Here is a 19,930-nt window from a genome sequence, read left to right as displayed (position 1 = left end):
AGATCACGAGCCTTTACAGGTCCTTTCTGTAGTACAAGGGCACGTTCCCCGTGACCATCTTGAACACCCGGCCGAAATGCGTCACACTTCCAAAGCCAACCTTCTTGGCGATTAGGTTCACCTTCAGGGAGGTGTTCTCAAGCAGCCTCTTGGCTTCCTTGATCCGGACGCTATTCACGTACTCGACAAACGCGAAGCCTGTCGCCTCTTTAAAGACTCTGCTCAAATAATAGGGGCTGATAAAAAACTTGTCCGCTACTAGATGAAGCGATAATTCCTCCCTATAGTTCTCGTTAATAAAGCGGACGATTTCCGAAATTCTGTCATGCATAGGATTTGCCGATACGGGGAGCTCCGAATCATTCTGCTTGAAGTGCCTGCAGCAATGGATGAGCAGCTGTACAGCGAGTGTTTGCGAATATAATTCGTAGCCGCTGTCGCATTCCTGCATCTCCTGAATAATCGCTCTGGAAAGCGATTCGATCCACTCTCTGCTGCGTAAGGAGCTGTTAACGATCAAGTAATCTCGTTCCAGCAATGGCTGAAGCACTTCCTTGTGGGACCCATCCTGTGAAAAATACTGCTCGTGCATATTAATGATGAGCCGCTCATGCTTCGGCCGCTCCGCATTAGTCGTGCGATGCAGAATATTCGGAGCAATGATGACGATATCACCTTCGTTGATAGCTAATGTCCGGTCCTGAATAAAAAACTCCCGCTTGCCGGACAGCAAATAATAGATTTCGTAAGTACTGTGAAAATGACTGGACGGCATATGGTGGCTTAGCGCTTTCCGATGTGACACCAGGAATGTCCCTGTGTCGTTTGCATAATAAAGATCTCCCAACTCTCCAGCCTCCTTCCCGTTCTGCTGCTTATTATATCGCAAAATATAAGAAGAAAAGAGATAAATCCGCAAAACATGTACATATCCTGCTGGTAGAATATGAATACAAACCAAAAGGAGGAAGGACCTGTGCAAACAACATCATCCCTTATGACTCCCATTCAATGGGCACAAAAAGCCTGCGAAGCGTTAATGGTCAAATTCGAACCGGAGAATCTTCCACCAGACCGATTCCACTATCATCAAGGTGTCTTTCTGTCTGGTATGGAAAAATGCTGGCGGCAAACAGGAGAACACAAGCTGTATGACTACATGAAACGGTGGGTGGATAGCCAGGTCCTCGAGGACGGCAGCATCAAAAAGTTCAAATCTGACGAGCTCGACGATATTCAACCCGGCGTGCTTCTCTTCACCCTCTATGAGCAGACAGGAGACGAGCGGTATAAAAAGGCGTTGCATACGTTAGTGCCTCTGCTAAAGTCATGGCCGACGAACCCGTCAGGCGGCTTCTGGCACAAGGCCCATTATCCGAATCAGATGTGGCTTGACGGCTTGTACATGGCTGGTCCGATTGCAACGCAATTTGCCAAGACATTCGGCGACAGCCATTATTTCGACATGATGACCTATCAGGCACTGCTTATGGAAACGCATACGAAAGATCCGGTCACCGGCTTGCTCTATCACGGCTGGGACGAAACCAAGGAAGCCGCTTGGGCCGATCCCGCCACAGGCCGTGCACCAGAATTCTGGGGACGTGCCATTGGCTGGTATCCCGTCGCCTTGCTGGAAATGTTCGAATACCTCCCAGAGGCTCATCCGGATAAAGCAAAGCTCGTAACCATCCTGCAGGATCTGCTTATCGCTCTGACGAAGTATCAGGACCCCGCTACCGGCCTATGGTATCAAGTCATAGACAAAGGGGATCGCCCGGACAACTGGTTGGAAAGCTCTTGCACAGCGTTGTTTATCCATGCCATTGCCAAAGCCGTCCGGCTCGGTTATTTGGATACCACATACATCAAATATGCCTTGAAAGGCTACCAGGGCGTTATCGATACGTTGAAGCTCGATCAGAACGGCAACGTAGTGATCGGCAATATCTGTATAGGCACCGGAATCGGCGACTACGCTCATTATATCGCCCGCCCAACCAGCGAGAATGACCTTCATGGCGCAGGCGCCTTTATCCTCATGTGCGCAGAGATGAATCTGGCTGCACAATAATTAATGTGCTACAAGAACAAAAGACTTTCTGAAAGGCATGAAGCTCGCTAGAGAGATAGCTTGCTTCAAACTGAAAGTTAGGAACTTAGAAAAAATAGCAGTACAGGGTGCCATTCCTGTACTGCTATTTTTCTAATTCTAAGCGGGAACTTGGGAGTGGCGCTTCTCTCTCGATTCAAAAAGGCCAATAAGGTCCGCAGAGTTAATAAGCTCTGCGCATCATTAATTTCAATATGTAAAATCCCATGGTATTGTAAATGTAAACATAGACACTTTTAAGGAAGAGTCCCATGGAAATTATAATTTTTATTTTGCTTGTTGTTATTATTGCAATTTTACTTCATATGAACAGCAAACTCCCTTCTCGGGACTATGTTAATGAGGCATTAGATCGAGACAAAAAAACAAAAAAAGTTTAGGGGCAGGCTTGGGCCTATCCATCACAAGGAATATCGAGCGGGTCTCTGTGTTTTTTACAGATCTCCTAACATTGAAGAGGGTGCCTCTAAAGCCTAATGGCTTTTGGGACACCCTCTTTATGATTATACCTATGGAGAATTGGAGCTTAGAAGGACAGGAATGCTACTGCAGCTGCGATCAACAGATTCAACAAGGCCGGTATCACTTTTCCGATCGGATCTTTGACTCTGACATGTGAGAAGACCGCCACTAACATCATAATGCCTATCCCTATTCCAGTCCATGCGGCAACCACCGGATACCAGTAACCGATAATGAGTCCTATACCTCCAGCAGTTTGAACATAGCCCGTAATGACGCGGAACCATTGAGGAAGCTTAATCGAATCAAACAGCTCGACCTGATGCTTGGCTCCTGTAATCTTGGTTACACCAAAGAACGCCATGGAGAACAGCAGCCAGCTTTGAAGAATAATCGTTAGTATAAACATTTGGATTCCCCTTTTCTTTTCGATTCATTAATATCCGACACCATTAAGTGTCCTATTCATAAATCAATAATATAACACCATAAGGTGTCCTGTAAAGCAATATTTTGAAGAAGCTGCTGGGAGCCTTACCCCTCAGAAATGTTGGAGCAATCATTGACACCCAACTCCTTCAATGATATATTGTGCATACACAACATACACAATTTGGAGTGGAGGCTACGCTATGCTGGCATTAGATATAAAGAATGTAAATAAGAAATATGAGCATTTTCAATTAAAGGACGTATCTTTTCAACTGGAAAAGGGCTATATCATGGGGTTTATCGGAGCCAATGGCGCAGGAAAAACAACGACCATCAAAGCAATTTTGAATTTAATTCGTATGGATAGCGGCCAGATCCATATTTTGGGCAAGAACATGGCTGAGCACGAAGTCGAATTAAAACAAGAAATTGGATCAGCATTTGGAGACATCAACTTCTATACACGCAGCAAAATCAAAACGTTAACGAATGTGATCAAATCATTCTATCGGAATTGGGATGATGAAACCTATTACAAGTATTTGAATAAATTCAACTTGATTGAAGACAAGAAAATAGCCGAATTATCAACCGGAATGAGAGTGAAATACAGCCTGGCCCTTGCTTTGTCACACGGCGCAAAGCTTCTTATTCTGGATGAACCAACAAGCGGACTTGATCCGGCCGCTAGAGATAATCTACTGGATATTTTTCAGGAGTTGGTGGAGGATGGTGAAATCAGTATTCTTTTCTCAACACACATCACTTCCGACTTGGAGAAATGTGCAGATTATATTACCTATATCCATAACGGACAAATCATCAACAGTGGTGAGAAAGAAGATTTTATCGATACGTATCGCTTGTTGAATGGTAAGCAAGAGCAATTGGATATGGTCAAAAACCAGTTAATTGCCTACAAAACAAATTCCTTCGGCTTTACAGGGCTGATTCATACCAAAGACTTTGATCCAGCTCTAGATATCAAAGCTGCCGTGCCTAATCTTGAGGAGATCATGATCTACTTCTCGAAAAAGGAGAATATCTATGTATAACTTATTAATGAAGGAATTAAAGTTAAGTGTGCATCCTTTCTTTTATGTCCTGCCCTTTTTGACAGGCGCCTTAATGTTAATTCCGGGATGGCTTTATTTCCTTGTAATCTTATACTTTTGTTTTATGACCATACCGAATATGTTTGCAGGATACAAAACTCAGAACGATCTAATGTTCACGACCATGATGCCTGTAACGAAAAAAGACATGGTTAAAGCAAAGGTATCCTTTATTGTCATTCTAGAGCTGCTGCATGTAATTGTTGCCGTTATTTACGGCATAATTAGTGTCCGCTTGTATCCCAATCTGACCTACTATTTCTTTGCACCATCTTTAGGCTTCTGGGGACTATGCTTCGTCATGCTGGCGATTTTCAATATCATCTTTATATCCATGTATTACAAGACGGCGTATAAATACGGGGCAGCATCAATTGCTTCCATCACAGCTGCTATCCTTTTCGCTGGGGGAGCAGAATGGCTTGGCATACAGAATTCGTTCGTGCATGATCTTTTCAAGGGGACTGGTGCTGACAATTGGGCCACTCAACTATTCCTCCTGATTGCAGGCATCGTAATATTTGCAATATTTACGATTATCGCTTATCATATTGCTCACAAACGGTTTGAGAAAGTGGAAATGTAATGAACATTGCAATATCGAATACATCTGAGAAGCCTATTTATCAACAGCTTTTTGAACAAATCAGTGCACAGATTCTCAAGGGTGAGCTAGAAAGCGGGTATTGTTTACCGCCCATACGACAAGCTGCTACGGAGCTTCGAGTCAGTATCATTACCGTGAAAAAAGCTTGGGAAGAGCTCGAGCGAAGTGGTTTGATTTATACCGTTACCGGCAAAGGATGTTTTGTGACCGAGCTATCATTCGAACAAATGCATCACAAACGCAATGAAATGATCCTAACACAGATGGCTATTGACACCTCCTATTACAAATCCTTTGGCCTCACGATAGAAGAGGTTATTGCGCTTTTGAAGGAAGTTTATTGATGGGTGTGGTTATCGTATAACACATAGGAGCCATACAAAAAACGCATCCGAATTGGCTGCGTTTTGTTTTTATCACAGGAGTGTAATTGGATCAGCTTCCAAGGAAGTCTTTCTGCCGTAGAATATCACTTGTATCCTTCCACAATTTACTTTGCATCACTTTATCTCCCCCAGGGTGCACGGGTACGATCGAATCTCCGGTTCCCACATTGTAATATCCCCCTGTCATCCCCTTATACTTCGGATCAGTCATTAATCGAATAATAATATCGGCTCCTCTACGCGGATCGCCAATACGGCAGAGATTCAATACACGCTCGAGCAGCGAGGCGAAACAAAGCTCTCGTCCGAGACCTGTAACATTAAATCCCGGATTCAGCGCATGAACATTGATTCCCGTTCCAGCCCATTGACGAGCAAGTTCGGCAGTAAACATAATATTTAACAATTTGGTTTTGCCGTATACCTCAGACGACCCTCTAGGGGTAAAAGGAGCTGTAGCAAGCAAATCCTCCGGCAGTTGAAGTTTCTCATGACGGCGAGAAGCTTCAGAAGCCACATTAACAACGGTTGCACTTCCCGCTTTTTGCAAGGAATGACGTAAGGAATGTGTCAATAACCATGGCGCAAAATAGTTCACAGCCATCATTTCAGCAAATCCGTCTGAAGTTATCCTCTGTTCAAATGCATGGAGGCCTGCGTTATTTAATAGCACGTCTATCTTGGGAAATTCGTCTGTTATTTCTTGACCTAAACGTCTGACATCCTTCATGGAGGACAAATCCCCATAGAAAAAGCTAATTTGGGCTGCAGGCACCAGCCCCTTGATCATTTGTTCCGTTGCTTCTGCTCGACTCTTACTCCTCGCTGTTAGAATCAGCTGAGCGCCTCGCTTAGCCATTTCAAGTGCAACGAGCTGCCCCAAACCACTTGTAGCGCCAGTAATTACAATTATCGGATTGGCCATCATATCATTCTCCTTTAACTCGGACGTATGTCTTGCTGTGCGGGCATTTTGACATCTTATTGTTGAACTTATATAATTGATATATATCAACTATATAATAGGTAATTGATATATGTCAATTATATAGCGTTTGTGATCTCTTTTTAAAAAATATAGGTTAGGTGGTAGTTATAATGAATGTCGAACGCAAAGACACGTTGAGAGGACAATTAGAGCTCAAGCTCGGCGAACAGATTAATGCCCTCATTAGCGCCGCGCATGCACTAAATGTCCGAACAGCTGCCTATTTCGATTCCTCTATACAGCCCGCAGCTTTCCATATCGTCCGCTGGCTGTACTCTCACGGCCCAACAAGCGCTTCTGCATTAGCAGAATCAACGGCAATGGACCGAAGCTCAATCAGTCGTCTCATCAAACAACTTGAGGTTTTGGGTTATGTTAGAAGAGAAGGCACTCTCAATGATCGTCGCGCCATACTTCTTACTCTCACAGAGCTTGGACGACAAAAAACATTTGACGCTCTGCAAGAAAAGGAAAATGTTTTTTATGACCGCATTTCCCAATGGGATAATCAACAGCTCGAAGCATTTATAGACATGCTTAAGGCCATGAATGGGTTTGAGCATACGCATGAACAGTTTTGAAGTAGGATGTGCACTTCATTATGTCCGAGCGGATTGACCCCCGGAGTTTCCTCCTTGCTAGACTCCACCAAACAATAAAAAACCTACTTCGGATGAAGTAGGTTAATTTATTGTTTGGTGGAGCCTAAGGCATTCAAATCCCTGACCGCTTCGCTGCCAGCGACACACTCTACCGCCATGGCCGGTTTCACTACCCTAATTTATCATTGGACGTGAATAATCATTTCTTCACATTAAACCTTAACACCGTTTTCAGCTTTTCCGATTTCGTCTTTCGAGGGTCTGACAAATAGATCTCCCTATGTATTTTACTGGTACGGATATAACCATTCTTTTCACAGAACGCTTCCATTCGAGCAAAGCTTTCCGGTTCATCGTCAAAGCTACCGATGTGCATCATTTGACAACACAATCCTTCTACCACATACTCAAACCGGACTTTCTCAAGAAATGGGTTAGGCTTTTTCTTTTTCGTCTGTTCTTGAAACCGTATAAACCATTTTTCTGTCAAAAAATCGGGTTGGCGTATCATGATCGTATACTTCAAATTGCTTTTGTCTGTCGCTGGCTTCGCCCGATCAAGCAAGTCCCACACACCCTCAAGCGGAAAAACCGTATATTCGTAGTATCCAGCCGGCACATCATCACTTTTGAAAGACATTCTCACCGCATAACTCATACTGTACAAAGCTTCTACCGCCCTGACAAATTCCTCGCCGTTAGGGTCTCCAGAACCACTGACCATAAAAAACGGCATCCTCGGTACTTCCAAAACTTCCGGCAACATTTTCGGCAAATAGAGTTGTTTAAAATCTTTCTTATAATCAATCTTTTTACTCAAAGCCTGTCCTCCTTTTCAATGGTCTTTGTATATTTTAACCTTTCAAGTTTGACAGCAGTATGTCTTATTTAAAACGTTTATGTTTACTCCGTTACCAAGTCGAGAGCCGGGTTCGAAGAACAAACGGAAACTTAATTCTTGAAGTAAGCTAAAACGCAATGCTATACTTAGAACTACGGACATGAAGCACATGCCGCTTTGATACTTAATTGTATCGAAGCGGCATTTTTTATTTTATTTGGGAAAGGGGTCAGTTGCATGTTTAAGAAAGAATATGAGTTGTGGATGCAGAAGCAAATTGAGCAGGAAAAGAACCATCGAAGACGAGAGTTGCTGCAAAAAGGTCTCAGCCATGGAACTGTTGAGTTGTTACGCTCGATCTGGTATCCGGTTGTCGGTAACTTCGATCATTTGTATCCGGAGTGGGAGGTACGTGATTTGAACAGCTGATATCGATATCTTGACTTGGCTTTTATGCCCGGAGATGTTAAAGGAGATATTGAGGTTCAAGATTACGGTTCCCATGCCAGAGACTTGGATACGCGTCGGTTCAAGGACTTGTGTCGCAGACAAGGTTTATTATCGCTTGATGATTGGATCTATATGCCGATTGCGTATTTGTCGATTCGGGATGAACCGGAGTTTTGCAAGCAATTGGTCTTAACGTTTATAGGGAAGTTTCTCTCGTTAAATGTGGATGCTCGGTTAAATTGTATGGAGGCGGAAACTGTGCGATATGCGCGTCGACTTTTGAGTCCATTTACACCAATGGAGCTTGCAAGTCATCTGCGGGTGACAGATCGTTACGCTCGAAAGGTATTACACGGATTGGTTGAGAGCCAACATTTAGTTGTAGTTGGAGGGAATTTAAGATACCGGACATATCAGTTGAGTGTTGCTAGAAGTTTGAGGGAATTTGGAAAATAATGAGGAGAAGCTTACGGAACTAAAGGATGTTATTCGGCAGAAAAGCGGCGTAATTCAAAACTAGCGGAACTCAGTGACACTATTGCCAGAAATTTGTGATTGTTTGCCATTGAAATGTGCGAATAATGTTGCTGAGTTCTGTTAGTATTGCGATATTGGTAAAATTATTGAAATAAGGTCGCTGAATTCCATTGTAATCACTACTAAAGCCATGTCTTTCATTTGCTCCCTGTTCGCGGGCGAACCTTTAGGGGTAATCGCTGCCAGTGATGCACTCTCCCACGGATAGAATCCCACGTCCATTGGATGAGGTTAATTTGTTCATTAAAATGGAGCCAAAAAGCTCCGACTAAGCCCCGCTCGTCACAGAGGACGCCGTCTCCTATATTACCGTGTCTATTTCAATATGATCGGTCATTGCAAGGACATATCGCACCGTTGACCAAACGCATGGATACTTTGTTATACTTATTAATAGCTTTCTTTATAGAAATCAGAGGTTTTCGAATACTAGGAGGTTCACTCTATGGAGTTTAATATATTTGTAGTTGAAGATGATGATGCGTTATTTGAAGCGTTGAAGACAGGGCTGGAAGCCTGGGCGTTTCGGGTTACAAGACCGAGTGATTTTGACGAGATCATGCGTTCGTTTCTCGACCAACAACCTCATCTCGTTATTATGGACATCACGCTCCCTAAATTTGATGGTTTCCATTGGTGCAGAGAGATTCGCTCCGTATCCGAGGTACCTATTGTTTTCTTATCCTCTCGCGATCACCCCTTAGATATGGTCATGGCGCTTAATTTGGGTGCGGATGATTTCGTCCAGAAGCCATTTCACACGAATGTGCTATATGCCAAAATTCAAGCTATTCTTCGCAGAACTTATGCTTATGGGGAAGGCCAGACAGATATTCTGGAATGGAACGGTGCCTTGATTGATTTAAAACGATGCCTTATCCGAAAATCGGTCGAGGAAGTAGAATTGACAAAAAACGAATTTTTTTTGTTGATCGCGCTCGTGAAGGCAAACCATGTCGTTATCTCACGTCATGACTTGATACGTAAGCTATGGGAAGACGATCAGTTCGTGAACGATAATACTCTTACAGCCAATATCACCCGTTTGCGACAAAAATTAGAGCCGCTTGGACTTTCAGACGCGATTGTGACAAAGAAAGGGATGGGTTATATGGCCATCACTTTGTAGGAGGAATATATGCTATGTTAATCCGTTACATCTTTTCAAGAAAAAGCTGGATTTTTCTTTTTGTCAGCTTGTTAGGTTTGACCGATTTACTTATCCTTTTGGAACAAGGGTTGAGTGTTGAATTAACATCTCTTCTCTATTTAAATACTTTATATATTATTTTATTTCTTGTATTTTTCATATGGCGTTACAAAAAAGAAACTAAATATATAGCATCGATTGCCAAGCTGCAAGAAGCCATGGCAATGGATTGGATTGAGAGTCTTCCCGAACCGGGAAATGAACTAGATAAGATAACGAGTAATGTATTAAGAGCGGCCTCTTTCCAATTCAAACGTAAGCTTTCTCAGGTTAAGGAAGCCCAACTGATAGAAAATGATTTTGCTGCCTCTTGGATTCATGAAATTAAGACTCCTCTTACCGCAATGAAACTGATTTTGGACGCACGACAGAGTGATCCTGACATACGTAAAATAGAAACAGAATGGCTGCGGGTCCATTTACTTGTAGATCGTCAGTTATATATGACACGTCTGCCCGCCTTGGAGTCAGACTACGTCCTTGAACGAGTCTCCTTACATCGTCTTGCTGCAGAAGAAATACGAGAACTGGCTCCCTGGTGTATGGAGAAAAATTTAGCAGTCAGCATGGAAGGAACTAATGCCATGGTCGTTACGGATCGCAAATGGTGCCGATTCATCATTCGGCAATTGTTGACCAATGCCATTAAATACAGCCCCTCTGACAAGGCTCTTATATTCGTGACAGATGTGACGGAGACAGGGAATGTCATCTTAGATTTGATTGACGAAGGTCCGGGGATACAGCCGCATGAGCTGCCACGTATTTTTGATAAAGGATTCACAGGCGAGAATGGAAGAATTCATAACGCCGCTACTGGACTCGGGCTCTATCTAGCCCAGACTGTAGCAGGTAAAATAGGGATTACACTCCATGTCCAGCCTAGTCATTCGCAAGGTACAACGATGCGAATGATCTTCACTGATCTTAATGCATTCGAAACGGTTAGAAGAGGAAGAGAATATCCCGTTATAAACAGCCAAGATTAATCTTGACTGTTTTTTTATGCATTCGTTTCTACTGCACAAAATCAAACATGACAATTTTGTCACCTACCTATTCGACCTGTCACCCAAAACGTGCGACAAGACGGGGAAATCAAATGTACACTTAAGCAGCAATCAAATTTGGGAGGTTCAATATGAATGATTTGAATGAACAGCATACCGTTTTATACGCTCGAAATGTTCACAAAACTTATGGTTCAAAGGGCGGAGCCCAACATGTTCTAAAAGGAATAGATTTACGTGTCCTCCGCCAAGAATTTGTTGGGATTATGGGTCCCTCCGGTTCTGGAAAGACAACATTACTCAACGTACTTGCGACTATTGACCGAACAACGGATGGATCGATTTTAATCGAAAACGAAGATATATCGATCATGAGGGATTCCGCTCTATCCGCATTTCGCCGAAACAAGCTTGGATTCATCTTTCAGGATTACAATCTTCTTGACACATTGACGGTGAAGGAAAACATACTCCTGCCAATATCCCTTAGCAAAATAAGCAAGCAGCGGGCAGAGCGCGAGTTCACATCAATTGCAAATGTTCTTGGCATCCATGAATTATCTCATAAATACCCCTATGAAATTTCAGGTGGGCAAAAACAACGCACTGCCGCTGGACGTGCCCTTATCCACCAGCCTTCCATCGTCTTTGCAGACGAGCCTACTGGTGCATTAGATTCCAAATCCGCTTCATCGTTATTGTCCGTCATGGAAGAGGTTAATCAGCAAAGAAAGGTCACGATAATCATGGTCACGCATGATCCAATCGCATCCAGCTACTGTAACCGTGTGGTGTTTCTAAAAGACGGGAAGCTTTATTCCGAACTGTACCGAGGAGAGAAATCTAGACAGTCGTTCTTTAAAGAAATCATCGATGTGCAGGCTGTATTAGGGGGCAACCATGTTGACGGTTTTTGACTTAGCACTTCGTAGCATGCGACAAAATGTGAAGCATTACTATTTGTATTTCTTCGCTCTCATCTTCAGTATGAGTCTGTTCTTTGTCTTCGCTTCCCTGCAGCATGATCAGCAGGTTCAGACAATGATGGATTCAAGTGTTAACTTTCTTGCAGCTTTTCAGTCTGCCGCAATACTGCTTATTGTAATTATAGGAATCTTCACCGTCTCATCTAACCGTATATTTCTACGTCGACGCAGTCGTGAAATCGGATTGTATCAACTCATCGGTCTATCCAAGAGCTGGGTTGCCCGTTATTTAATCATTGAGAATGTACTTCTCGGCTTAGGTGCACTAATAGCAGGAATTATCTGTGGAGCACTGGTATCACGTCTATTTGTCCTGATTTTAATGAATTTGCTTAAATTGGATGGCGTGCCTGCCATCAACTTCTCCGTACATGCAGCCTTTGGAACGGCAATGGTCTTTATTTTCATTATTGCCATTACTTCCGTTCAGATGATATGGATGATTTATCGCAGTACTCTATTAAACTTATTCCAAGCAGATCAGCAGCCTGACCTTTCTAGTCGGCCTCCCTCTTTTTTTACGGCTATTGTTGCCGTACTTGGTGCTGTGCTTATTGGATACGGCTATGAATTATCGGGTCGTATGGTAGATGATCAATTAGTCTTCAATGCGCTGTTGGTCCTTGCATCTACTGTAACAGGAACCTATATATTGTTTCGTGTGACGATTAGATGGTGCTTCTCTTGGCTTCGCAAACGGAAAAATGGACATCTTAGCTTGTACGATAGCCTGTCATTTGCTTCGCTGATGCACCGAATGAAAGCTAACGCCAACTCGCTTACCTTGATTACTGTGTTATCAGCTTTAACTATTACACTTGTTACCATGGCATATTCTTTTTTCTACTCCGCAGAGCAAGACACCCGCATGGCGATGCCTTATGATTTTACTTTTGAGAATAAGCAGCAAGATGCACAGTTGTTTAAAACCGAGCTGGAGAGCGAAGGAATTAACTTCGACTACAACACGATCAAGGCCATTCGAACAACTGGCGTTATCCTTAATCCACTTCAAGAATCTAGTTATAGAGAGGGAAGCTTTTTATGGCTCTCAGCCGAACAGCTTCAGAGAGCAGGGGCGAAACTATCCGTGCCTTCCTATGGCGAAGCAGTAGAATACAATGCCTGGGCATCGAATGCATACGACGATATTGACGTCTCAAAGCGTTATCCAACAATGATCGAGCTGCAGGCAGATGGACAGACTGACAGCTATCGGCTGAATGAACTAGTCGTGGAAAATCTCGTGAATTTCAATATACTAGGCAGCCAGGTTCTAGTGTCTGAAACTACTTTGAAAGATATCGAGGACAGAATGTTCAATACTGCCGATTTTGAGGTGGTACACATAGATACTTATCGTATTTCAGACAAAGCAGGGCTTGCTCTAGCTGCCTCCCTTTACGAGAATTATAGAAATGGAGACCGTTTCTTGAACGATTTCTATACAGAATATAAAAAAACACTTCAAACTTCCGGATTACTTATTTTCATAGCTGCCTTTCTAGGGCTTGCCTTTCTTGTCTCTACCGGCAGCATCCTATATTTCAAACAAATGACCGAGGCAGAACAGGAAAGACAGAGCTTCAAGACGCTGCGTCAGCTCGGGTTCGACGTGAAGATGATTATGAAGGGCATATTGCGAAAGCAGATCGTTGTGTTCCTTCTCCCCTTAGCTATCGGGGTTCTGCATTCGTTTTTTGCAGTAAGAGCTGCTTCTTTCATGATTATTTCGGACATTACCATTCCAACGATTATTTCGGTAGGAGTCTATGCCGCCATCTATTTTCTATTCGCACTGTTCACTCTTGGTTACTATCGAAAAATCGTTAAAAACGCTTTGTTATAATAACCAATTGCAGGAGGTACATTTATATGAAAAAAGCAGGCATTTTTATTCTTATTGCTGTAGTTATTTGCTCAGGCATGTATATAACATTCAAACGGGATTTTGATCAGTTCAACCCATTATATAAGCAGGAATACATTTATGCAGTAATCAATAAGCCTGCTAAACTTGAGGATAAAAAAACCCGCTACAGATATAATCTGACTGGTTACACAGAGCAGGGTCAAAAGAAAAAGATTACGTTCTCTTCAAGCAGAGAACTAGAACAAAATATTTATGTGAGAGTGCTTGCTAAGGGAGCATATACAAAGGAATGGATTGTCATACAAAAAGAAGATATTCCAAATGATACGATGCGTCCCCAACTTTTAGCGATAAATTCAGACGCAGTGCTCCTACATTAAAAGCACTTCATTGAAGTACACACCTCATTACCAGCAGCTATAACCTTTACCAGGATGAGGTTATCCCAAATTAGTAAAAGCATTCTTGAGGGATGCTTTTATGTATTAGATATGTGAAGTCAAAGGTGATACTCGCGATTGTTTCGGCTTCTGTCCAGCGTAATTGAGGAATAAACATGCCAATGCGAATACAGCCATAAAAACAAATCCTAAAGTGTATTGGCCGGTCGAATCAACGACGATACCGAGTACAATTGGCGGGAAAAATCCACCAATGCCCCCTGCTGCACCAACAACTCCCGTAACCGTCCCTGTATTGCCGGAAGATACTTCAGGCACCATTTTGAACACGGCTCCATTGCCTAATCCTAGAAGCAAGGAAAGCAATATACATACTAAGCTGAAATCCAATAAGTTCTCAAGCGTTATAGACAACACGAGCGCAGCAGCCAATATTCCGAAGAATACGATAGTTAATACTTTCTTGCTTCCGAATCGGTCTGCCAAATAACCGCCCGCCGGCCGAATTAACGTAGCTGCTAATACAAAGCCTGCTGTTCCTATCCCCGCATCAAAAGCGCCTAGCTGAAACAAATCTTTAAGAAGAGTAGGCAAGTAAACACTAAAGGCAACAAACCCGCCAAAGGTTAGAAAATAATAGATAGACAAGTGCCAAGTTGCTTTGTATTTCAAAACAGACAACGATTGTTTCAAGGTCTTCGGTTCGGCTAGCTTCGGCGGATCCTTAGTAAAGATATGGAATACGCCTGCCATAACCGCAATTCCAATTGCCAGGCCGAAAAACACCCAAGAAATCCCAAACGAAGATGACACGGAAGGAATCAGAAAGTTCGCTCCTGCGCTCCCCAAATTGCCAAGTCCAGCTATCCCCAATATGAATCCCTGACGTTCCGGCGGATACCATCTGGATACAAAAGCTATAGAGATAGCAAATGTGGAACCAGCCATACCAATAAATAGGGCGCATACCAGCATCAATGGGAATGAATCAACGAATCCGGCAATTACCATAGGCAGGATCAAGAACAGCATCGTAAGCGTAAATACTCTTTTGCCGCCAAAACGATCTGTCAGAATGCCCATCGGAATCCGCATGATCGATCCAAGCAATACGGGGGTTGCAACTAGAATACTCTTCTCAAGCGTGCTGAGGTTGAATAGCTCTTGAATTTGACCCGCAATGGGCGGGAACACCGACCAAATCATAAAAGAAATGGCCATTGCAACTGTTGAAAAAATAAGTGCTTTCGTTTGATTCATTGTCATTACTCCAATTCTGTGTGGGTACGTTATTAAATCTATCATAATCTAATCAGATTATATCTTTTCACCACTTACCTTTAAAAAGATCAATAACACACTCCTTATTTCGAGTCATTTATGTTCACATTCGCTAGTTAATCAACGTTTATTAATTATTCAATGTTATATATTATAACATTGAATAATACAAATGATATATCGTGCAGGTAAAAACGTCAATAGTAGCCAAATGTTCAACAAACAAAAAAAGGTCAACCAGTAATCACTGGTTGACCTACACATTCTAAGAAATTATCCCTTCTTCCACTCTCCCGCATTGGCTGATTTCACTGCCCTTTGAATACTAAATGCAGCTTATAAATCATTTATCAACAGTCTGAGCAATTCCATTTATGCCGTCATGCTCTGCTTCGCCGATCTTCTTCACAAATTCGACGTGCTTATATCCCCATCCGCACATGTCAATCAATACCTGGCTTAACGTTTTTCCATGCTCCGAAAGATTATATTCGACTTTAGGAGGAATTTCCTGATATACACGGCGTTCAATTAATTTATCCCGTTCCATTTCGCGGAGTTGATTGGTCAGCATCCCTTGAGTAATGTTAGGAAGCATACGTCGCAATTCCCCAAAACGCTTAGTACCTTCATGCAATAGAATGAATAAAATGAGCGGCTTCCATTTCCCGCCGATAACATGTAGCGTAGCCACTATCCCATCAGTTTCAACAGACTGGTCATTTTCTATCTTCATGTTCCATCTCCTTGAGTACACCGTTCAAGCATCCTCCTCTATCACTTTATCATGGTATCTCATTTTGCAAAAGCACTAACATTTTTCGTACTTAGTATGATATTTGATACTATTATTTGCTCGAGGCTGACTACGTCTACAGTATGTTTTTAAGGACTTAGTATGAAAAAACTGCGTAATTTACAAGTAGTTAATACTCGATAATAATGAAGAATGTCATCGCGATGACACTAATATGTAGAAGAGGTGTCTGTCATGAAAACTATGGTAATTGTAGCGCATCCTCAATTAAATACTTCACGGGCTAACCAAGCCTTCGTTCAAGAGCTTAAAAAGCATCCTAACGTGATGATTCGTGATCTTTACGAAGAATATCCGGACTGGAATATTGAAGTAGAGAGAGAACAGCAATTACTGCTGGAGTTTGACCGGATTGTATTTCAATTTCCCTTCTACTGGTACAGCTCTCCGCCATTGCTGAAAAAGTGGTTTGACGATGTGTTGTGCTATGGATGGGCTTATGGACCGGGGGGCGATCATTTACTGGGCAAAGAATTTGTACTTGCAACGACAACAGGAGGTTCGGAATACAGCTACCGATCGGGTGGTCACAACTGGTTTACGATCAGCGAGTTATTAAGACCTATTCAAAGCACGCTTATCAGGTGTAAGGGTACTTTTCTTCCGGTTTTTGTTACATTCAGCGCTCCGGAACTTTCGGACAGCTATCTCTCGCTTGAGGCCAAGAGATTTGTTGATTATATCCAATCTTCGGCGACCGCACTTAGTCAGTAATTTCACTCGTTGCTTCATGTTTATCTGATATGACTACAACAGCAACTTCCATTAACCTTTTTATTGATTCATGACACGAACTTCCTTGCACCAAATAATACTAGTAATTCATCATCAACTTTAATGTCATTGACAGGAAATTTATCCCATGATACTATACCAACTAGTAGGTATGAATGGGAGCTGCATTAATTAATGGAACAATACAATGAGGAATACCCGTTAACAAAGAAAAAGCTGCTTGAGGCAGCACTGCAACTCATGATCGCCAAAGGATATCATGCAACTACAGTCGATGAGATTTGCGCTGAAGCCAAAGTAACCAAAGGCAGCTTTTTTCATTATTTCAAGACCAAAGAAGCAGCCGCTAAAGCGACAGTCAATTATTTCGAGAAGTTCCAGTCAAGTACAATCCAAGCCGCAGGGCTAGATCAAATAAGTGACCCATGGATAAAGTTGCATAAGTATATTGACTATTTCGTACTTCTAGCGAATCAAGCCGACTTCCCAAAGAGCTGCCTAACTGCGATTATTACCCAGGAATTGGCAGATACGCATGCGGATTTCCGTGAACTCTGCTCGGAGAAGTTTTCAAGTAATGCTAAGCCACTTAAGGATATTCTTGATGAGGTCATCATTCACTATCCAACTAGTAGACCTATCGACAGTCAGCAATTGGCGGATTATTTTCTGTCAGTTTACCAAGGTTCGCTCATTCTAGCCAAAGCAAAACAAAGCAGTGCAGTGCTTGAAGAGAATGTGGAACATTTCAGGAGATACATCATATCCTTGTTTAATATGGCATATGTGCTTAAATAAAAATATCCGGTGCGCAATAAATGCGCCCTTTATTTATAGATCATAACATACCAACTAGTTGGTTTATAGTTTTCCGAAGAGAGAGGGATACCAATGAAGTTAATGGCAGGACAACAAGCACCTATGTTTGTAACCGAGGATGTATTCGGAAATACGATCGATTTGAAAGATTACGCAGGACAGAAATTGCTAATTTCTTTCTATCGTTTCTCTTCTTGCCCTTTTTGCAATCTAAGAGTCCAAAGGATCCTCGGACAATATCACAAATTCGAAGAAAACGGTCTAAAGATGATAAGCTTTTGGCAGTCTCCCAAGGATTCCATTCTTGAGCATGTTGGTCAGCAGCAAGCGCCCTTCCCGATGATTCCCGATCCTTCCAAAGACTTATACCGCCTTTATCACGTTGAGAACTCATGGATGGGCGCCCTTAAGGTGATGCGGGATCCTAGTTTGGTCATGAGCGCGTTGAAGGGCGGGTTCAATCCGACTGCTGCGGACGGGGATATGAATCAATTGCCGGCCGACTTTCTCATTAATCCCGATTTAACGATTCATCAAGCTTTTTATGGCAAGCATATTGGCGATCACATTGACTTTGCTGTGATCGAAAGATTTTTAAATACAGAAGTGACTGGTTAGATAAAACATCAATACGAAAGGGAATCATGACTACCTTCAGATTCCATCTCATGATGGAATCCTTGCTTTAAGCTATGACAACTACTACCTTCGACTTTTAGCGGTAGATTCAGACGCCGTGCTCCTGCATTTGAGGCTTTTCATCGAAGCCTTTACACATCATTACGTCCGCGCGGGCGAACCCCGGGGTTCGCCCCGGGGCAATCCACCAAATAAAAAACGCAACCCTTATCAGGTTGCGTGAATGTTTTATATTGGTGGAGCCTAGGGGGATCGAACCACTGACCTCACCGCTGCAAGGCAAAGCGCTCTCCCACCGTTGTCAATTCCACTGCCCCTAACTCTGTCTAACTTCTATCAAGCATATACGGTTGGTTTAATAGCAGGGTCATGATTGGCTAGAGCTGCCACACAATCTTCCCTCTGGGCAAAGCATTGTACCCATTTCAACGATTCGTTCGCTTGTTCCTGACTAGTCATCACGCCGGGTAGCAGAAACTCCTTCCAGGAACGCTCCGAATATCCTACATCTGATGCAAGCAATAGCCACCCCATCTCCAATCGAACGAGAATAGAGACTTGCCCCATTGTGTGCCCCGGCGTAAACACCAAATAGATAAGACCATCGCCGAACACATCTTTCCCTAATCCATAAGGCCCATGGGGGATCGATGTGAATTCAAAGGTTTCCAACGGCAGTCCTTCATACCACATCTTTTTGTACGCTTTCACATGCTTGAACTCAATCTCACTAACATAGAACCGCTTCGCTCCGGTAAGCAACTTCAAACCACTAATATGATCAACGTCCATATGTGACACAACTACGAGATCAATATCCCGAGGAGATAGCCCCCTGGACGCGAGCTGCTCTTTAATAGACGCCCCCGGAGAGAGTTGGTATTCTACAAATTGAGCAGCAGCCCCCAGATGCTCCAGAGGGTTCGTCCGCACCTCTTCATGCCATCCTGCATCAACGACGATTCTGCCCTTCGGATGCTCGATCAAGTAAGAGGAAATCGGCAGCCATACCTGAAAGTGCTCCCCTCTCGTATTGACGGGAGGCACCTCGCTTAATTCCCTATAAGGCAATGCCCGGTCTACCTTCACCGCTCCCGTATGCATAACATGTACTTTCACAAGAGATTCCATATCGATCTCCACCATTCCATCAGAAATTTAAGGTTTTCATTCTGATTTCATAATAGAAGCATCACGACTCAAGATTCAAGAACGCACTTTAAAGTAGTTGACTCACTAAAAAGTAAGATAGTTCCCGACCTAACGACTCGAATCCTCGCTAGTTTCCATCACCCTGAACTTAATCCCCCACTGCTGCATCGACTTCAGAATCGGTTGAATTTCTTCCCCGAATTCGGCTAATGAGTATTCCACCCTGGGCGGTACGACCGGGTAAACTTTTCGGACAATAAGGTTATCCTTTTCCAGATCCTTTAACTGCTGGGCTAGCATTTTATCTGTAATATTAGGCAAAGTTTTCTTTAATTCGCTATAACGCTTTGTCCCTTTGTTAAGCTGCCAAAGAATCAAACCTTTCCATTTTCCCATAATTGTATTCAAGGCCAATTCCACCGGACAATTATAGGTGTATTCATTCATGCGATATTTGGACAAGTCTAGTTCCCT

At 42.9% G+C, this 19,930-nt stretch carries 21 protein-coding genes and 1 pseudogene; 14 read left to right on the top strand and 8 right to left on the bottom strand.

Features of this window, described 5'->3' with window-relative positions:
• Positions 1–13: 13 nt before the first annotated feature.
• The gene (locus AC6ESP_RS01270) at positions 14–847 is read right to left on the bottom strand and encodes a helix-turn-helix domain-containing protein (RefSeq protein WP_497094849.1); all 834 of its coding nucleotides are present in this window, start codon (positions 845–847) and stop codon (positions 14–16) included.
• A gap of 150 nt (positions 848–997) precedes the next feature.
• Here AC6ESP_RS01270 and AC6ESP_RS01265 point away from each other — a divergent pair, with 150 nt between their 5' ends.
• Positions 998–2,074, top strand: a complete 1,077-nt coding sequence (locus AC6ESP_RS01265; RefSeq protein WP_497094999.1) for a glycoside hydrolase family 88/105 protein — start codon at positions 998–1,000, stop codon at positions 2,072–2,074.
• A gap of 565 nt (positions 2,075–2,639) precedes the next feature.
• Here the strand turns inward: AC6ESP_RS01265 and AC6ESP_RS01260 are convergent.
• Positions 2,640–2,984, bottom strand: a complete 345-nt coding sequence (locus tag AC6ESP_RS01260; RefSeq protein WP_497094848.1) for a DoxX family protein — start codon at positions 2,982–2,984, stop codon at positions 2,640–2,642.
• Positions 2,985–3,207: 223 nt separating this feature from the next.
• On the opposite strand from AC6ESP_RS01260, the gene AC6ESP_RS01255 reads away from it, so the two are divergent.
• Genes AC6ESP_RS01255 through AC6ESP_RS01245 form a run of 3 tightly spaced genes read left to right on the top strand, consistent with a single transcriptional unit; the run spans position 3,208 to position 5,073 of the window.
• On the top strand, positions 3,208–4,062 hold the full coding sequence (locus AC6ESP_RS01255) for an ABC transporter ATP-binding protein (protein WP_497094847.1): 855 nt from the start codon (positions 3,208–3,210) through the stop codon (positions 4,060–4,062).
• Positions 4,055–4,708 (top strand): ABC-2 transporter permease, encoded by a 654-nt coding sequence (locus tag AC6ESP_RS01250; protein ID WP_497094846.1) that lies wholly within the window; start codon positions 4,055–4,057, stop codon positions 4,706–4,708. The genes AC6ESP_RS01255 and AC6ESP_RS01250 overlap by 8 nt, the downstream gene beginning before the upstream one ends.
• Positions 4,708–5,073, top strand: coding sequence for a GntR family transcriptional regulator (locus tag AC6ESP_RS01245; RefSeq protein ID WP_497094845.1), 366 nt, complete (start codon positions 4,708–4,710; stop codon positions 5,071–5,073). Before AC6ESP_RS01250 ends, AC6ESP_RS01245 begins: the two co-directional genes overlap by 1 nt.
• 91 nt (positions 5,074–5,164) lie before the next feature.
• Here AC6ESP_RS01245 and AC6ESP_RS01240 read toward each other — a convergent pair whose 3' ends face one another.
• Complete coding sequence (locus AC6ESP_RS01240) at positions 5,165–6,043, bottom strand: SDR family NAD(P)-dependent oxidoreductase (RefSeq protein ID WP_497094844.1); 879 nt, start codon at positions 6,041–6,043, stop codon at positions 5,165–5,167.
• 170 nt (positions 6,044–6,213) lie between these two features.
• On the opposite strand from AC6ESP_RS01240, the gene AC6ESP_RS01235 reads away from it, so the two are divergent.
• Positions 6,214–6,684 (top strand): MarR family winged helix-turn-helix transcriptional regulator, encoded by a 471-nt coding sequence (locus AC6ESP_RS01235; protein ID WP_497094843.1) that lies wholly within the window; start codon positions 6,214–6,216, stop codon positions 6,682–6,684.
• Positions 6,685–6,904: 220 nt separating this feature from the next.
• Here AC6ESP_RS01235 and AC6ESP_RS01230 read toward each other — a convergent pair whose 3' ends face one another.
• Positions 6,905–7,525: a GyrI-like domain-containing protein gene (locus AC6ESP_RS01230; protein ID WP_497094842.1), complete on the bottom strand. Its 621-nt coding sequence runs from the start codon at positions 7,523–7,525 to the stop codon at positions 6,905–6,907.
• A 258-nt stretch (positions 7,526–7,783) separates the two neighbouring features.
• Here AC6ESP_RS01230 and AC6ESP_RS01225 point away from each other — a divergent pair.
• From AC6ESP_RS01225 to AC6ESP_RS01200, 6 genes and pseudogenes are all read left to right on the top strand, one after another.
• A pseudogene (locus tag AC6ESP_RS01225) lies at positions 7,784–8,452 on the top strand (transcriptional regulator).
• 526 nt (positions 8,453–8,978) lie between these two features.
• The gene (locus AC6ESP_RS01220; RefSeq protein ID WP_497094841.1) at positions 8,979–9,662 is read left to right on the top strand and encodes a response regulator transcription factor; all 684 of its coding nucleotides are present in this window, start codon (positions 8,979–8,981) and stop codon (positions 9,660–9,662) included.
• Between the two features lie 14 nt (positions 9,663–9,676).
• A complete protein-coding gene (locus tag AC6ESP_RS01215; protein WP_497094840.1) occupies positions 9,677–10,732 on the top strand; it encodes a sensor histidine kinase in 1,056 nt (351 codons plus the stop codon).
• 152 nt (positions 10,733–10,884) lie between these two features.
• Positions 10,885–11,670, top strand: coding sequence for an ABC transporter ATP-binding protein (locus AC6ESP_RS01210; protein ID WP_497094839.1), 786 nt, complete (start codon positions 10,885–10,887; stop codon positions 11,668–11,670).
• On the top strand, positions 11,657–13,588 hold the full coding sequence (locus AC6ESP_RS01205; protein WP_497094838.1) for an FtsX-like permease family protein: 1,932 nt from the start codon (positions 11,657–11,659) through the stop codon (positions 13,586–13,588). The genes AC6ESP_RS01210 and AC6ESP_RS01205 overlap by 14 nt, the downstream gene beginning before the upstream one ends.
• Positions 13,589–13,614: 26 nt before the next feature.
• Positions 13,615–13,992: a YxeA family protein gene (locus tag AC6ESP_RS01200; protein WP_497094837.1), complete on the top strand. Its 378-nt coding sequence runs from the start codon at positions 13,615–13,617 to the stop codon at positions 13,990–13,992.
• Positions 13,993–14,097: 105 nt separating this feature from the next.
• On the opposite strand, the gene AC6ESP_RS01195 is transcribed toward AC6ESP_RS01200, so the two are convergent.
• Both AC6ESP_RS01195 and AC6ESP_RS01190 read right to left on the bottom strand, forming a co-directional pair.
• Positions 14,098–15,273, bottom strand: coding sequence for an MFS transporter (locus AC6ESP_RS01195; RefSeq protein WP_497094836.1), 1,176 nt, complete (start codon positions 15,271–15,273; stop codon positions 14,098–14,100).
• A gap of 364 nt (positions 15,274–15,637) precedes the next feature.
• A complete protein-coding gene (locus AC6ESP_RS01190; RefSeq protein WP_497094835.1) occupies positions 15,638–16,030 on the bottom strand; it encodes a winged helix-turn-helix transcriptional regulator in 393 nt (130 codons plus the stop codon).
• Between the two features lie 255 nt (positions 16,031–16,285).
• On the opposite strand from AC6ESP_RS01190, the gene AC6ESP_RS01185 reads away from it, so the two are divergent.
• The 3 genes from AC6ESP_RS01185 to AC6ESP_RS01175 all read left to right on the top strand — a co-directional run bounded on the left by AC6ESP_RS01185 (position 16,286) and on the right by AC6ESP_RS01175 (position 18,283).
• Complete coding sequence (locus tag AC6ESP_RS01185) at positions 16,286–16,825, top strand: NAD(P)H-dependent oxidoreductase (RefSeq protein ID WP_497094834.1); 540 nt, start codon at positions 16,286–16,288, stop codon at positions 16,823–16,825.
• Between the two features lie 195 nt (positions 16,826–17,020).
• Positions 17,021–17,644 (top strand): TetR/AcrR family transcriptional regulator, encoded by a 624-nt coding sequence (locus tag AC6ESP_RS01180; protein ID WP_497094833.1) that lies wholly within the window; start codon positions 17,021–17,023, stop codon positions 17,642–17,644.
• 93 nt (positions 17,645–17,737) lie between these two features.
• Positions 17,738–18,283, top strand: a complete 546-nt coding sequence (locus AC6ESP_RS01175; protein ID WP_497094832.1) for a redoxin domain-containing protein — start codon at positions 17,738–17,740, stop codon at positions 18,281–18,283.
• A gap of 357 nt (positions 18,284–18,640) precedes the next feature.
• On the opposite strand, the gene AC6ESP_RS01170 is transcribed toward AC6ESP_RS01175, so the two are convergent.
• The gene (locus AC6ESP_RS01170) at positions 18,641–19,435 is read right to left on the bottom strand and encodes an N-acyl homoserine lactonase family protein (RefSeq protein WP_497094831.1); all 795 of its coding nucleotides are present in this window, start codon (positions 19,433–19,435) and stop codon (positions 18,641–18,643) included.
• A 129-nt stretch (positions 19,436–19,564) separates the two neighbouring features.
• Positions 19,565–19,903, bottom strand: a complete 339-nt coding sequence (locus AC6ESP_RS01165; protein ID WP_497094998.1) for a winged helix-turn-helix transcriptional regulator — start codon at positions 19,901–19,903, stop codon at positions 19,565–19,567.
• Positions 19,904–19,930: the final 27 nt, after the last annotated feature.

It is taken from the genome of Paenibacillus xinjiangensis (assembly GCF_059686975.1).
The sequence above is the reverse complement of the archived record's forward strand: the minus strand, read 5'-3'. Positions and strand labels throughout refer to the sequence as shown.

Coding starts and splice junctions, on each gene's coding strand:
- AC6ESP_RS01250 (WP_497094846.1), top strand. CDS start 4,055: ATGTATAACTTATTAATGAAGGAATTAAAGTTAAGTGTGCATCCTTTC.
- AC6ESP_RS01185 (WP_497094834.1), top strand. CDS start 16,286: ATGAAAACTATGGTAATTGTAGCGCATCCTCAATTAAATACTTCACGG.
- AC6ESP_RS01180 (WP_497094833.1), top strand. CDS start 17,021: ATGGAACAATACAATGAGGAATACCCGTTAACAAAGAAAAAGCTGCTT.
- AC6ESP_RS01265 (WP_497094999.1), top strand. CDS start 998: ATGACTCCCATTCAATGGGCACAAAAAGCCTGCGAAGCGTTAATGGTC.
- AC6ESP_RS01165 (WP_497094998.1), bottom strand. CDS start 19,903: ATGAATGAATACACCTATAATTGTCCGGTGGAATTGGCCTTGAATACA.
- AC6ESP_RS01195 (WP_497094836.1), bottom strand. CDS start 15,273: ATGAATCAAACGAAAGCACTTATTTTTTCAACAGTTGCAATGGCCATT.
- AC6ESP_RS01215 (WP_497094840.1), top strand. CDS start 9,677: ATGTTAATCCGTTACATCTTTTCAAGAAAAAGCTGGATTTTTCTTTTT.
- AC6ESP_RS01255 (WP_497094847.1), top strand. CDS start 3,208: ATGCTGGCATTAGATATAAAGAATGTAAATAAGAAATATGAGCATTTT.
- AC6ESP_RS01220 (WP_497094841.1), top strand. CDS start 8,979: ATGGAGTTTAATATATTTGTAGTTGAAGATGATGATGCGTTATTTGAA.
- AC6ESP_RS01200 (WP_497094837.1), top strand. CDS start 13,615: ATGAAAAAAGCAGGCATTTTTATTCTTATTGCTGTAGTTATTTGCTCA.
- AC6ESP_RS01175 (WP_497094832.1), top strand. CDS start 17,738: ATGAAGTTAATGGCAGGACAACAAGCACCTATGTTTGTAACCGAGGAT.
- AC6ESP_RS01235 (WP_497094843.1), top strand. CDS start 6,214: ATGAATGTCGAACGCAAAGACACGTTGAGAGGACAATTAGAGCTCAAG.
- AC6ESP_RS01170 (WP_497094831.1), bottom strand. CDS start 19,435: ATGGAATCTCTTGTGAAAGTACATGTTATGCATACGGGAGCGGTGAAG.
- AC6ESP_RS01210 (WP_497094839.1), top strand. CDS start 10,885: ATGAATGATTTGAATGAACAGCATACCGTTTTATACGCTCGAAATGTT.
- AC6ESP_RS01260 (WP_497094848.1), bottom strand. CDS start 2,984: ATGTTTATACTAACGATTATTCTTCAAAGCTGGCTGCTGTTCTCCATG.
- AC6ESP_RS01190 (WP_497094835.1), bottom strand. CDS start 16,030: ATGAAGATAGAAAATGACCAGTCTGTTGAAACTGATGGGATAGTGGCT.
- AC6ESP_RS01240 (WP_497094844.1), bottom strand. CDS start 6,043: ATGATGGCCAATCCGATAATTGTAATTACTGGCGCTACAAGTGGTTTG.
- AC6ESP_RS01245 (WP_497094845.1), top strand. CDS start 4,708: ATGAACATTGCAATATCGAATACATCTGAGAAGCCTATTTATCAACAG.